Source organism: Agrilactobacillus composti DSM 18527 = JCM 14202, assembly GCF_001436375.1.
GTDB lineage: Bacteria > Bacillota > Bacilli > Lactobacillales > Lactobacillaceae > Agrilactobacillus > Agrilactobacillus composti.
Genome location: NZ_AZGA01000016.1, coordinates 1 through 13,827, shown reverse-complemented (window position 1 = coordinate 13,827; position 13,827 = coordinate 1). Strand labels below are relative to the sequence as shown.

Annotated in this window: 13 protein-coding genes; 6 read left to right on the top strand and 7 right to left on the bottom strand. The window is 42.6% G+C overall.

Features of this window, described 5'->3' with window-relative positions:
• Window positions 1–39: 39 nt before the first annotated feature.
• The gene (locus tag FC83_RS04275; protein WP_035453630.1) at window positions 40–954 is read right to left on the bottom strand and encodes an AEC family transporter; all 915 of its coding nucleotides are present in this window, start codon (window positions 952–954) and stop codon (window positions 40–42) included.
• 106 nt (window positions 955–1,060) lie between these two features.
• Here FC83_RS04275 and rfbB point away from each other — a divergent pair, with 106 nt between their 5' ends.
• Complete coding sequence (gene rfbB, locus FC83_RS04270) at window positions 1,061–2,023, top strand: dTDP-glucose 4,6-dehydratase (RefSeq protein WP_057002440.1); 963 nt, start codon at window positions 1,061–1,063, stop codon at window positions 2,021–2,023.
• Here rfbB and FC83_RS04265 read toward each other — a convergent pair.
• The 3 genes from FC83_RS04265 to FC83_RS04255 are packed head-to-tail and all read right to left on the bottom strand — an operon-like array spanning window position 1,999 to window position 4,290.
• The gene (locus FC83_RS04265; protein WP_035453632.1) at window positions 1,999–3,423 is read right to left on the bottom strand and encodes a PH domain-containing protein; all 1,425 of its coding nucleotides are present in this window, start codon (window positions 3,421–3,423) and stop codon (window positions 1,999–2,001) included. The genes rfbB and FC83_RS04265 overlap by 25 nt on opposite strands.
• Complete coding sequence (locus FC83_RS04260; RefSeq protein ID WP_035453633.1) at window positions 3,416–3,886, bottom strand: PH domain-containing protein; 471 nt, start codon at window positions 3,884–3,886, stop codon at window positions 3,416–3,418. Before FC83_RS04260 ends, FC83_RS04265 begins: the two co-directional genes overlap by 8 nt.
• Before the next feature lie 23 nt (window positions 3,887–3,909).
• The gene (locus tag FC83_RS04255; protein ID WP_057002439.1) at window positions 3,910–4,290 is read right to left on the bottom strand and encodes a VOC family protein; all 381 of its coding nucleotides are present in this window, start codon (window positions 4,288–4,290) and stop codon (window positions 3,910–3,912) included.
• A gap of 371 nt (window positions 4,291–4,661) precedes the next feature.
• Here FC83_RS04255 and FC83_RS04250 point away from each other — a divergent pair, with 371 nt between their 5' ends.
• Complete coding sequence (locus tag FC83_RS04250; RefSeq protein WP_035453634.1) at window positions 4,662–5,495, top strand: sulfide/dihydroorotate dehydrogenase-like FAD/NAD-binding protein; 834 nt, start codon at window positions 4,662–4,664, stop codon at window positions 5,493–5,495.
• A 1-nt stretch (window position 5,496) separates the two neighbouring features.
• Window positions 5,497–6,915: an NADPH-dependent glutamate synthase gene (gltA, locus tag FC83_RS04245; protein ID WP_057002438.1), complete on the top strand. Its 1,419-nt coding sequence runs from the start codon at window positions 5,497–5,499 to the stop codon at window positions 6,913–6,915.
• A 69-nt stretch (window positions 6,916–6,984) separates the two neighbouring features.
• On the opposite strand, the gene FC83_RS04240 is transcribed toward gltA, so the two are convergent.
• The 3 genes from FC83_RS04240 to FC83_RS04230 all read right to left on the bottom strand — a co-directional run bounded on the left by FC83_RS04240 (window position 6,985) and on the right by FC83_RS04230 (window position 10,395).
• On the bottom strand, window positions 6,985–8,082 hold the full coding sequence (locus FC83_RS04240; RefSeq protein WP_052004760.1) for an Mbeg1-like protein: 1,098 nt from the start codon (window positions 8,080–8,082) through the stop codon (window positions 6,985–6,987).
• Window positions 8,083–8,140: 58 nt separating this feature from the next.
• Window positions 8,141–8,728 (bottom strand): TetR/AcrR family transcriptional regulator, encoded by a 588-nt coding sequence (locus tag FC83_RS04235; protein ID WP_035453635.1) that lies wholly within the window; start codon window positions 8,726–8,728, stop codon window positions 8,141–8,143.
• A gap of 128 nt (window positions 8,729–8,856) precedes the next feature.
• The gene (locus FC83_RS04230; protein ID WP_057002437.1) at window positions 8,857–10,395 is read right to left on the bottom strand and encodes a multicopper oxidase family protein; all 1,539 of its coding nucleotides are present in this window, start codon (window positions 10,393–10,395) and stop codon (window positions 8,857–8,859) included.
• Window positions 10,396–10,791: 396 nt separating this feature from the next.
• Here FC83_RS04230 and FC83_RS04225 point away from each other — a divergent pair, with 396 nt between their 5' ends.
• The 3 genes from FC83_RS04225 to FC83_RS04215 are packed head-to-tail and all read left to right on the top strand — an operon-like array spanning window position 10,792 to window position 13,748.
• Entirely contained in the window at window positions 10,792–11,523 is a 732-nt protein-coding gene (locus tag FC83_RS04225; protein ID WP_052004761.1) for an isocitrate lyase/phosphoenolpyruvate mutase family protein, read from the top strand.
• Complete coding sequence (locus FC83_RS04220) at window positions 11,510–12,415, top strand: isocitrate lyase/PEP mutase family protein (RefSeq protein ID WP_057002436.1); 906 nt, start codon at window positions 11,510–11,512, stop codon at window positions 12,413–12,415. Before FC83_RS04225 ends, FC83_RS04220 begins: the two co-directional genes overlap by 14 nt.
• Before the next feature lie 28 nt (window positions 12,416–12,443).
• A complete protein-coding gene (locus FC83_RS04215) occupies window positions 12,444–13,748 on the top strand; it encodes an MFS transporter (protein WP_057002435.1) in 1,305 nt (434 codons plus the stop codon).
• The last annotated feature ends 79 nt before the right edge of the window (window positions 13,749–13,827 follow it).

The window sequence follows — 13,827 nt, the reverse complement described above, 5'->3', positions numbered from 1 at the left end:
ATCACACCTTTCCAAATTTAGGTACCCATTTATTTTAGCCTATCCAATCAGTAATATGAACCCAGCCATGGTGAAAAATGAACAAATGGTACTTAGAAATTGCGTCGAGGCCATTTCGGATTCGGCAGTTTGATATTGAATCGCTAACGAAGTAGGCATGGTAGCCGTTGGAATGGCCAAGGTCAAGATGACGATCCGTTGCACGGTCTGGGGGAAATGTAAGGCAAACATGCAGGCCCAGATGATCAAGGGAAATAAAAGATTTTTTAAGAAGACGTTTAAAACAACATTTTTAGTGATTCTAAGCTTGCGGGTGGCTAAAACAATCCCAGACGCGAATAATGCTACCCCACCAGATGCTTTACCCAGTAACGTGAAGGAGTTCTCCAATTCGGTGGGAATATGAGAGCCTAATAAGGTCAGGATAAAACCCGCTAAGGCAGCGATAACCAAAGGCTTTTTCAAGGTTGATATGAGGCGGTCTTTAATGGCGGACTCTTCACCAGACAACGCACCAAAAACCAAAGGCAAAATAAAAATATTAATGATTAAACTGCTGACGCCCACGTCGATGGCACTGAGACTATTGCCAAAAATCAATCCCAGAATCGCCGTCCCCACAAAGGGAACAGATGGATCCGCGACACTCATGGCACGCAGGGCTGCCAGACCAGCGGCATTGCCGGCGACATAGCGGTAAATCGCAAATAAAATAATGTAGGCACCCAACATGGCCCCAAACAGCCAAGCCGCCATGGGGACATTGGCCAAGATAATTTTTCGAGACGTGCCCCAAATACCAGCAAATATACTCATGGGCAAGGTGAAGTCCATAATGAGTTTGACGAAGCGTTGGGCATCATGGTCATCAAATATTTGTCGCCAAGCAGACCAATACCCAATGCCTAAAGTAACAATGATTGGTAATAATGCAAAGATTAGCGTTTTAATCATGGTGGCGTGACCTCTTTTAATGTATGTTTTATCAGCAAAGCGTAACGCTGAATTTGTTAGAAAGCAATTAAAATATCATAAAAATTAGATAAAGGAGTTTAAGCCAATGCGTATGTTAGTGACAGGCGGTGCTGGTTTTATTGGTAGCAATTTTATTCATTATATCCTAAAGACACAAGCTGATTTTGTGGTGAATCTTGATAAATTAACTTATGCTGGTAATTTAGCATCTTTAGCGGATATTCAAGCGTATGATAATTATTTTTTCGTTCAAGGCGATATTAATGATACGAAGTTGGTGACAAAATTAGTGCAAACCTATGATTTAGATACGGTGATTAATTTTGCGGCTGAGTCTCATGTGGATCGTAGCATTGCTAATCCAGATATTTTTGTAACAACGAATGTTTTAGGGACCGTGCACTTGTTGGACGTGGCAAGACAAAATAAGATACAGCGCTTTTTACAGGTTTCCACAGATGAAGTTTATGGGACCTTAGGCGCTAGTGGGTACTTTACTGAAAAAAGTCCAATTCAACCAAGTAGCCCATATTCGGCTTCAAAAGCTGCCGCCGATCAGTTTGTGCTAGCTTATCATAGAACTTATGGTTTACCGGTGAATGTGACCCGTTGTTCTAATAACTATGGGCCTTATCAAAATGTTGAAAAGCTAATCCCTCAATTGATTGCTCGGGCATTAAAGCAAGAAAAATTCCGAATATACGGCACTGGGGGAAATATTCGCGATTGGATTTATGTCTTAGATCACTGTCATGCCCTCTACATGGTATTAAAAAAAGGCCGTGCCGGTGAAATTTATAACATCGGTGGCCATGGGGAAAAGACAAATATTGAAATTGCCAACTGGATCCAACAAGCACTGCATCAAAAAGATTTGATTGAATTGGTGGCAGATCGGCCGGGACATGATTGGCGCTATGCCATGGATGCTCGTAAAATTCAACAACAATTAGGTTGGACAAAACAGGTTTCTTTTCAAAAGGGCATGCAACTGACATTAGCGTGGTATTTAAACCATCGGGATTATTTAACGACCTCAAACCACTGAGCAACTTGTTGACTTTGTTGGCGGGTTAAATAGCGCAGTTGGACGACTTCGACGTGGTTGCCACTGCGTATAAAAACATTGAGGTGGCTCAATTGTCGTTTGGCCATCCAAATGGTTTGTCGTTGACTGATGGCCTGGATTTTTTGGCGGCGAACAATAAACAAACGCCGCTGTGCCTGTTTGCCATACTGTAGGAAAATGGTGTTGTCTGATTGTAAGATTTCAAAACCAGTATTACGTGCTGCATAATCCCCTAACCCATAGGCAAGGGGGAACAATAACAAGCTTAAATAACCCCAAGGCCGCAGCCACATCAAACAAGGGCCAACCACCAGCAAACTCAATAACAAACTGTTACGAACAAAACGCCAATAACCGGCGCGGCTGATGGTGGACAGATTAGGTTGTTTAATGGCGTTAAGATTGGTGAAACGAGAAATCTCAGACCAAACTTTATTTTGTTTTAAAACCGGAATAAGGACTAAGTTATGCTGGGCTTCATCACTGGCCGCATTAGAAGCAAGTAGGACTTGAAGCGTGGTTAAATGGAAAAGTTGACGAATCAAAGTTTGACTGACGGCCACCGCCTGAATTTTGGTAATCGATGTGGACACAACGTTGCGAGACAACAGGCCACGACTGGTGGTAAGCTGCATTTCTTGGCGGCTTAGGGTGAAATGATAAAAGCGCATAATTTCTCGAAAATAAGAAATAATCAGACTGATCAGCAAAACGAAGATAATCAAGGATAAGACACCAGCTACAGTAGAGCGCTGCATAAGCTGGTTCAAACCATTGGTAAAACGTGCCGGGAGAAAATTGTCTAATTGTTGTAGCCGGCTTTGCAGCCAGCCGATCACAGCCAATAGCGGAATAATGCCTTGGGATGTGAGGGCATAGGTATTTAAATCCGAAGATTTGATATGATAAGTGGTTGCGGGTTGGCTGGGTGTTATGGCAGGCGTGGCATCATTTTGAAGGGTGTTACGCCGTTTTAATAAAGCAGCATAGACACTTGCCGTTACCACAGGTAAAACTGCTTCAGGTCGGTCTTTATCATGGCCTGAAGTTTCAATTTGTAGCTGCATGAGGTCGAAAGGACGCATGTACCAGGCTTGATTTTGTTGAATAGTTTGAATCCGGTCATAAGGGATGTGTTCATGTTGGCGCTTAATGATGCCATGGTTAATAATGACTGCTCGATCGGCAAATTCATAGGTAAATAAGGCATAGTCTAAAAGTGCGATGCCAATTAACAACAACGCCCCTAAAATGAGCAGCAAAGGGAGTCGGGGACTGTGCAGCTGAGTCCATAGTACAAAGATCCAAGGTAAAATAAATTGGCGCACCAAGTCAATGAGCTTGGCAAGAATTGCTAAAGGATGTAAATGTTTAGGCATCGGCCTGCACCTCACTGGCAAAATGAACAATCGTTTCGCGTAAATTATCAGCGACATCAAGCACGACGCCTTCAATAGTGTGGGTCGTGGCAGCTGTCACAATACGCACGGCTTGGAGGTGTTGCCAACGCAGCAAGGGTCCTTGCTCTAAGGTGACGTTTTGGATGCGGGCAGTGGGAATTGTATCTTGTTTTCTAAAAATAAAACCAGTTTGTAAAATCACAAATTCCGGTGTGATTTCATAACCAGTGAAATGATAACGGTAAGGAATCAGGGCCAGTTGTACGGCGGGGATGGCAATCAACAAAATAGCTGTGATAATGATGAAAATAAAATGCCAATGCCAAAAAAGGTTGGCTAAGATTGCCCCGGCTAATGGTAACAGCAACCACAAAGCGTTTAATAAAGCTGAAACACGCCAAGTAGTTTTAATTTGTGGTGGCAATTGTTGTAGTTTTGGCATGATCCAATCTCCATTCTAAGATGTTAATCAGTGGTCAATTCAATTAGATTTCCTTCGGGGTCTTGAATCACGGCTTCGTAATAGTTATCGCCAGTGGTTCGTGGCCCACTGACCAGCGGGTAGCCAGCTTTGAGAAACTTGGCCACATAGGCATCTACATCGGCTTTGGTACCTAAAGCCATTGCCAAATGAGTGTAACCTAAGCTGTCACTAATTCGTGGAGATAAAAATTGTTTTGTGGTCAACTCTATGCGACTGCCAGAATCAAATCCTAAAAAATAAGATTTAAAGCCAGTTTTGGGATTGTGATAAAGTTCGGAACTAGTAGCTTTAAAAAAGGTAGTATAAAAAGTTTTCATTTTTTCTAAATCTTGGACCCAAATGGCAATATGTTCGATTCTCATAATAATACACCTCATAGTAATTTATTTAATCGAATAATACCACAAAAGTGATGACCACGTTCAAAATGGCCTTGTTGTCGCAATTAATAGAAGTTAAGATGTGAACCATTTGACAACGACCCACATTTTTAATCACTGAATAGGGCCATGCGTCGGTTACAAAATGTTATTTGTTTCACAAATTAACGAAATTCTATTGACAATACAATTAGATTAAATTAATCTTAATCTGAGCAGAGAAAACGTTTTCTCGCCTTAAATTAAATTCCTATTATGGTTATATGTTATGACACTAGGTCGATCGCACCAGTTTTTTAGATATCTCAAAATGGAATTGGCGCAAGGGACAATAGGATCAGGGAGGCATTAATATGTTTAAAGTCACCGCTTATGAACGCCTGACAACAAACGAGTATCAACTTTGGATTGACGCGCCGCGAATTGCTGCTAGAGCAAAACCTGGTCAATTTGTAATCATCCGCATGGATGAAACAGGCGAACGAATCCCATTGACAATTTGTGAGACGAATCCCAAAGATGGTCAAATTCGCATTATTTTTCAAGTTATTGGTAAATCAACTGCCGAGTTGGCAGAATTTAAAACTGGGTCAGAACTGTTAGATGTGGTGGGTCCTTTAGGGACACCCACCGCTATCAAAAATTATGGGACCGTATTGCTAGTTGGTGGAGGTGTAGGTATTGCTGCCCTGTACCCTACTGTCAAAGGGTTAAAGCAAGCTGGTAACCGGGTGATCACTGTTTTAGGCGCTAAGAGCAAGGATATTTTGATTCTTCGCGATGAATGTGCCAAATACTCTGATGAACTCATTTTGATGACAGATGATGGTTCTATCGGTCGTAAAGGGTTAGTTACAGAAGCTATGGAGGATGTATTTAATCGAGAACAAATCGACCAGGCTTGGGCCGTTGGACCCGGTATTATGATGCGTTTTTGTACGCAAGTTGCGACCAAACATGACGTGCCGGTTTATGTATCCCTCAATCCTATCATGATTGATGGTACGGGTATGTGTGGTTGCTGTCGGGTTACAGTTGACAACCATATTAGATTTGCTTGTGTGGACGGCCCAGAATTTTTAGGTGCGGGCGTAGATTGGGATAGCTTTATGCAGCGGATGCGTCAATATCGAGTTCAAGAAAAGCAAGCATTTGAGCAATATGAACAGCTAAGGCAGGTGCAGTAACATGGTAAAACGCAGTTATAATCAAACACCAATTAAAGCGCAGGATCCTGAAGTTCGCTCGCATAACTTTAATGAAGTGGTTTTAGGATATAGTTTGGATGAAGGTCGTTTGGAAGCTAGTCGTTGTTTGCAGTGTAAGAATCATCCCTGTATGTTGCATTGCCCCGTCATGATCGACATTCCTGGATTTATTAAAAAAATTGAAGATGGCGATATGGATGGTGCCCGTAAAATTATTGCGAAATACAGTAATTTGGGGGCTATTTGTGGACGGGTTTGTCCGCAAGAAAAACAATGTGAAATGGCTTGTACCTTAGGGCGTTCTAAAAAGTTTGAACCAGTTGCGATTGGGAAACTAGAACGTTTAGTGTCTGATTGGGATCTGGATAATCCAGAACCTGTTAAAGTAATCCCCCATGATAAAGGCCGGGTTGCCGTCGTTGGTTCGGGGCCGTCCGGATTGACAGTAGCTGGAGATTTGGCTGTTAAGGGGTACGAAGTTACTGTTTTTGAAGCCTTATCCACACCTGGTGGGGTCTTGATCTATGGTATTCCAGAGTTCAGATTACCTAAAGCTACGGTTAAAAAAGAAATTGATCGCATCAGAGATCTTGGGGTTAAAATTGAAACTGATGTGGTAATTGGTAAGACCATTACCATGTCTGAATTGGTTGACGATTTTGATGCCTGTTACGTTGGTGTTGGTGCCGGCGCACCACACTTCATGTCGATTCCTGGGACAAACTTGATGGGGGTTTATTCTTCCAGTGAGTATTTGACGCGGATCAACTTGATGCACAGTTATAAATTTCCAACTTATGACACGCCAATTGAACCCGCCAAACAGGTTGTGGTTATTGGCGGTGGGAATGTGGCTATGGATTCAGCCCGTTCAGCGATGCGCTTAGGCGCAGAGAACGTCAGTGTAATTTATAGACGTTCTTTAGAGGAATTGCCGGCCCGAATTGAAGAATACCACCATTCCGTTGAAGAAGGCATTCAATATCACTGGTTGACCAACCCCGTGGCTTATCTTGGCGATGAGAATGGCCAATTGACCGGTGTGAAGTGTATTAAGATGGAACTGGGTGAACCTGACGAGTCTGGTCGGCGTCGGCCCGTGCCAATTGCCGGGAGTGAATTTATCATTCCGGCCACAACCGCTATTGAAGCGATTGGTCAAGGGGCTAATCGGGTGATGTTGGATACTTACCCTGACTTGAAGACCAACAAGTGGGGGTATGTGGATGCCAATGAAGAAACTTGTGCTACCTCAGTGCCTGGCGTCTTTGCCGGGGGTGACATTGTGACGGGGGCAGCCACGGTTATTTTAGCCATGGGTGCCGGTAAGATTGCCGCCAAAGAAATTGACGAGTACATCACAAATAAAACAGCTAAAAAAACGAGTCATTCAGCTTAAATAAAAAGCGTGTTGGTGAAATGCAGTAAAAATGCATTTCACCAACACGTTTTTTGTTTGGGAGTAACGCTATATAATTTGTTTTGAGATCCGTGATCTGACTGCTGGTTTGTCGTTGATAACAAAAGATAAAACGATAGCTGACAGTAATTCGTGAATACCCAGCCAAACTTGACGTCGAGTCTTAGGATCCACCCGTCTTAAAGCTATGAAATAACTGGGCAGTGCCCGGGGTAGGCTGCGTTTGATTTCAGTTAGAGTCTTGGCATCATTAGCTTGTAACAAGCGATAGATACAGTTGAAAAATTCAGTTTTAACGGCTTCAGGGGTATTGGTTAACCACCTGGTGGTGATTTTGCGAATACGTCTTGATAACCAATTTAGGCGGGTACTACGTTGAAATTTCAAATCAGTCGTTTGCCAAGTTAAAACATCATGTTGCCAAAACAGATGGGCTTGACTTTTAACGACTTGTAAAATGGCTTGATTTTCCATTAACGTACCTATAAATGATGTTTCAGGGACGATCTTAGTGACCCGGTTTTGTAACTGGGGATCAATGAGGCTATTGCCCGGGCCATCAAAATTAAAGACATGGGCGATTTTATTTTGTAAAGCACGAGCTAAATTCACAAAACTAAAGATGGCCAGATTGCCGCCCTTAGAATGGCCCGTCATGAAATAATTACCAGGATGGGTTTGGACTTGTTGCGTTGCATATTTCAAAGCCCGCTGTTGTCCTGGAATTGTCGGCATGCAAAACAGATTGGCATCTTCTTTCCAGCCAGCCAGTGTATCATTCGTACCCCGATAACTAATACAGTAATCATCTTGTTGTAAATGGAAAGTGATGGCGGAAAATTGTTCTTCTGTTTTGGCATCAGTGAAATCAGACCAAGTTTGCCAGGAGACGCTGCGATAACGAATTTTTGTCCGCATTACCTTTAAAATCTGTTGGTGCAGTTCAATAGACCAGGTACAATTGGTAGCACCCTTTAAGGCTGCATCAGACTGTAGATCTGAAAACTGCAATTGGTTATGTTGAATCAAATAATCATAATCTAAATAGGCCAATTGGGCAAAGAGGGCAGCATCTATTTCAGTAAATGGTTGTTGGACAAATGATTTATTCCCTACATTGGTAACATATTCCAAAAGTGGATTCATGGGCACTTTCCTTAACTTATTTTAGAATGACAAGAATCATGGCACTAACTGCAAAGGATTAAGAGGTACTGAGGATGCCGGCAACGCCAGACATGGTCAGCGTGTTGAGCTGTTTGGATAAGACTTCAATTGAAATGGTTTGAGAATTACGAAACCATTCCTGATAAACTGACATGATTCCTGCAAGGACATAATTCACCGTTAGCATAAAAGTTTGCTCATTATTAAAGTAATCACTGGGTGTGATTTTTATGAGACGTTTTTTTAAACAATCTGTGATTTTACGGATTAGGTTTGTATCATCTAAATTATGGGCTGTCACCAACGTTTTATAGTCATAGAAATCGTTGTTAATGACTTGCGTGAGTGTTTCAAAAATCAAATGGGCATCTTCCAAGTGGTCACCAATGGTAATTTTGTTAAGCGCTTGTTCAAAGGTAGCAACAATGTCAGCTTCAATTTCGGCGATAACATCTTGAACATTGGCGTAATAGATATAAAAAGTTTTACGGGTGATATGAGCCGCCTTGGCGATGCTGGTAATACTGATACTATCCCGCGTTTGTGTTGTCAGTAGTTCAATTAGCGCAGTACGAATTGCTTTTTTCGTCTTTAAAATTCGACGATCAATTTTGGTGTCGGCCATGGCAAACTCCTATGTGTGATTGAGATTTACAATATAAATTCATTTTACTATACAAGTGTTACTTATTTCAATGTTTATCTTAAAAGGCCCCAAGAATATTTGCATTCTTGAGGCCTTTACTTAGGTAATTACATATCCATACCCATTTCTTGATAAGATTGCATGCCGCCCAGCCACAAATCAGCCATAGATACGCCACGCTCTTTGGCAAAAGCTGACATTAAAGTCATATGGTCCATTAGATCATAATGGACATCTGGGTGTTTAGGATCCACAACTTTGATCTGAGCCATCATACCACCATCTTCATGTTCCAAAATATGACAATGATACATGAAAATACCAGGCACATTAAACCACACTTTGATGCGGACATGTTCTTCTGGATTGACGCTGACCACATCTTTTAGACCAGTTTCATTGGGATATGGGGCTTTGCCATTTCTAGACAAGACTTGAAAAGATAAACCATGCATATGAAAGGGATGAATCATCCCATTACGGGTATTATTCGAGTTAACGATATCCCAGATCTGCACTTGATGCATCGGCATGGTGTAGTCGATGCGTTGCATTTGAAATTTAGTGCCGTCTAATAAAACGCCCTCGTCCATGCCGGACATTGTCACTGTTTTGACAGGCTCTTCGGGATCTATTGGCGGTGTTTTTAAGGTGAACAGATTTTCAGGAATAATTTGCTGATCAGGTTTAAAATCATGAATCCTCAAGGTCAAAATTGGCACATCATCGGAGAATAATTGGACCGTATCACCAGCGTGGTAGTTTTTAAAGTCTACCACGATTTCTTGTCGTTCAGCACAAGTGATCATCAAATGGGTCAATTTAATGGGATGGGGCAAGAGACTGCTATCTCCGGCAATTTGAGTGAATGGTAAATCATTAGAAAAATGTAACCGCCATTCGCGCCGATTGGCTCCATCTAGAAAACGCAGTCTTAACTTTTGAGTTGTCACGTCAAAGTAAGGATTGATCGTGCCATTTAACATCGGTGTTGGGCCTTGCACACCATCTGGATCATAGTCAGCCCGGTAGTCCCACTGATTATTTGCATGAAAGTGCCGGTCTTGCAAAATGATAGGAATATCGTCAACACCGTAATGTCGTGGTAGCGGCAAGGCTGCTTCATGATCATCTTTAACAATGACTGCCGCAGCTAAGCCATGCCAGACTTGCGCAGCAGTTTCTGGACACGGATGAGCATGCAGCCAGGTCATGGCCGCTGGCTGATGCAACGTAAAGGTTACATCTCGGCTGCCTTTAGGATAGACCGGGGCATGACAGCCACCATCTTCAATTGGACCGGGGATATTTAGTCCATGCCAGTGAAAAGTGGTTAATTCAGGCAATTCATTCACCAAATGCATGTGAATGGTTTCGCCACTGTTGAAGACAAAGGTTTGGCCCAAAAGCGGTGCATTATAGCCCCAGGTTTTGGTCTTGGCACCTGGTAGTAGTTGCACTTCGCCTGTTTGGGCTGTTAGGGTGTAGTACACATCCTGGCCGTCACGTTTGTCCGGTTTTGCAATTTCAGGGATGCGTAAGCGTTGTGGTTCAATATTTGCTGGTACTAAAGGGACATAACCACCATCATGGGTATTGAATGCCGGTTCATCGAAGAAATAGTTTTGATAAATTTTATCATCCATTCTCAAGTCTCCCAACCTTTCAAATTATGGCACAATTTCATTATAACGCTTATGGCGCAGATTTATTTTTGGGAACTTTTCTGAAAAGGCTTGACATTAGAATTAAATGAGTTAAGATAACATATAAATTAAATACTAATTAGATTTTATCCATGCAGACGAATTACAACCTAACATTTTTCAGAGAACCTTGGAAGTGCTGAGACAAGGTAAGTGTTTTGCCGTAAATGCCAGTAGCAATGTGAATACGTTTGAGTATTCATTGGTTTTCCAACCATTATCTTGGAATTTGAGACGCGCAGGCTTTTTACGCGCAAAGTTAGGTGGTACCACGTCATAGACGTCCTTTGAACACAATCAGAGGGCGTCTTTTTGTTTCAAGAAAGGGGTTTTTCGATGGATTACATTCCTGCGTTATCTGACGCATTTTTAATTAAAGCTAAGTTAGCTGGTAATAGGTTTTATCTGGATGGGCAATTAATTGCGGGTACCTTATTAGAAGACGATGAGAAGTCTTTGTTGAGCTTATCAGAATATGCCAATTATCTCCGTTACATTCGTTTGACCACCACCGCCCAAATTATTGCTGATGGGCAATCTGGGTTTGGGAACCCTATGAATACTTACTATGCTGTTCAGGAACTAGAGCGCTCAGGGGCTAATGCTATTCTTTTAGGCGATCAGACGTACCCTATGAATTTGACAACATTAGAGGTCACCTCTGATTTAGACTTTTTTGGGAAAATTCAGGCCAGCTTAGATGCCCGGGAAAATCCGGCTACCGCAATCATGGCGCAGTTGGATGGGATCAGTATTTATGGTGTTCAAGGGGTACAGGACCGAATTGATACGTTACACCGGTTAGGCATTCAACAAATTGCTTTGGGGGCATTGCAACAGGCAACTGCCAAACAATTAGCATTGATATTTGCCCACAATCCTGATTTAGGCTTGTTACTACAGCCTGAAGGTATTGGCCCTGAGATGGCTGCAAGTTTAGCACCGGCATTCATTATTGATACACAAGTTACGCTTAAAGCGCGGACAAGTTATCAAGCAAAATTAGACCAGTTTATTCAAGCCCAACGCGCCATTTCAACTAAGGAGGTCGCTCATGAAAGCAGATAAAATGCGCCAAGCATTTAGACAAGCTGTGTTCCAAAAGCAACAAGCCTTAGCAATGATTGTTGCGCCAGATAGTTTATCAGCCCGGGTTGCCGAAAGTGTGGGATTTAAGGCAATCTTTGCAGCCGGGTATGCCACCAGCGCTAGCAATTTAGGCCTGCCAGATCGGGGAATTGCCGATTTCGGTATTATGTTAAATAAATGTCGAGAAATTGTTAACGCCGTTAATATCCCGGTATTTGCGGATGCGGATACTGGCTATGGCAATTTAACCAATGTTCGGCGAACAGTTCGTAGTTATGAAGCGATTGGCGCCTGTGGGTTATTTTTAGAAGATCAAAAGTGGCCCAAGCGTTGTGGCCATATGGCGGGTAAAAGTGTGGAAGCGCCTGAGGTTTTGGCTGAAAAGATTGCCACGGCCGTTGCTGCTCGGGAGCATGATGATTTTTTGATCATGTCCCGAACTGATGCCCGGCAAGTCTATGATTTGGATGAGGCCATCAGACGCAGCAAACTTTATCACGAAGCTGGTGCGGATATGGTGTTTATTGAAGCCCCTAAGAGCATTGCTGAGTTGCAACAGATTGCCGCAGCTTTTCCAGATGTCCCGTTAATGGCCAACATGATTGAAGATGGGGCAACGCCAAGTTTACCCACGCAAGTGCTAGGCCAAATGGGCTTTAGTATTGTGGTTCATCCCACTGCGTTAACGTACGCGCAGACTTTTATTGACGAAAAGGTTTTGAAAAATCTAAAAGCCACGGGCACAACTGACGCTGCTAAGGCGCATATGGTGACGTTTGATAAATTTAATCAATTTATTGGTTTAGACAAGGTTAATGCCGTGGAGGCTAGATATACACCAGAAAAAATTGCCGCGTTGATTGGCAAATAGAATTATTAAATACATGGGAGGTTTTTATATGAGAAGTGATATGACACTACAGATGCGTTTGGATACGGCTAAGGAAACCCCAATGTTTTACCGGGTGTTTGGCTTGATCGCCGGCGGGATGATTTTAGATGCTGGGGATGTTTATATGGCCAGTGCAGTCAATACTGACATGTTAAATACCGGTTTTGCATCCATGGCCCAAAGTTCCATATTTTTGTCCGCAGGATTTTTAGGGTTGTTTGTCGGGTCAATTGCCGCCGGGATTATTGGGGATTTTTATGGCCGCAAGCGGGCCTATCAAGTTAATTTGTTGTTGTTTGGGCTTTTCACCTTGGCTGGCGCCATGATGCCCAATATGCCGTTGTTAATTGCCACGCGATTTATTGCAGCCTGTGGCCTAGGTGCTGAGATCGTAACCGGGTATGCGTTGATCAATGAATTTGCCCCTGTCAAAACTAGAGGACGTTGGTGTGGGGCCACAGCAGTGATTGCCAACTTAGGGGCACCATTAGCCTTGTTAGCAGCAACCTTTATGATTCCCCGCTTTAGTTGGCGGTCAATGTTCTTATTGATTGGTGTATTGGCTTTGGTTCTGTGGTATCTGCGGCGCCATTTTCCGGAATCCCCCCGTTGGTTGATTACTAAAGGCCGTTTGCAAGAAGCGGACACCATCATTGAACAATTGGAAGTTAACGGTTCTTACAATAAAGCTGAATTTGCACCTGAGGATGATAGCGATTTGGCTAAAAATGCAGTTAAAACTAGTAAGGGCCGTGGCTTATTTGTGGGTATTGTAGCGGCCTCAGCTATCATGTTAGCCCAATATACCTTTACATCATGGGTCCCAACGTTGTTGGTAAAAAGAGGTATTAACGTTGTCCATTCTTTGGGCTTTTCCACCATTATGATGATCGGTGCGCCAGTAGGGGCCTTGATTGGGGCTTTGTTGGTTGATCGCATTGGTCGTAAGAAAATTATTGTGCCAACCTTTGTTTTGGCAGCAATTTTTGGCTTGATTTATGCCCGCCAAGATTCGACAACTGGTGTTTTAATTCTAGGTTTCTTACTTACAATGACTTTTTATATCTTGATGGCTTCGGCCATTGGGGTTTATATCTCAGAACTATTCACCACCAGCTTTAGATTTCGCGGTGCGGGTATCGCCAATGGTGCTGCCAAATTATTGACCGTTGCCACACCATATATGGCGGCTTGGGCCATTCAGAATTTTAATCCAAACTTAATTTTCTACTTTATCGCGGCTTTGACATTGATTGCAGCGTTAGTTGTGGCCATTTTCGGACCTGAGACCAAGCAAAAGATTATTGGTTAATCCAAAAAAATCCCGTTATGCGGGATTTCAGATTGAAGACAAAGTAATCTTTTTAGAAGACTTTGTCTTTTTTATTTCG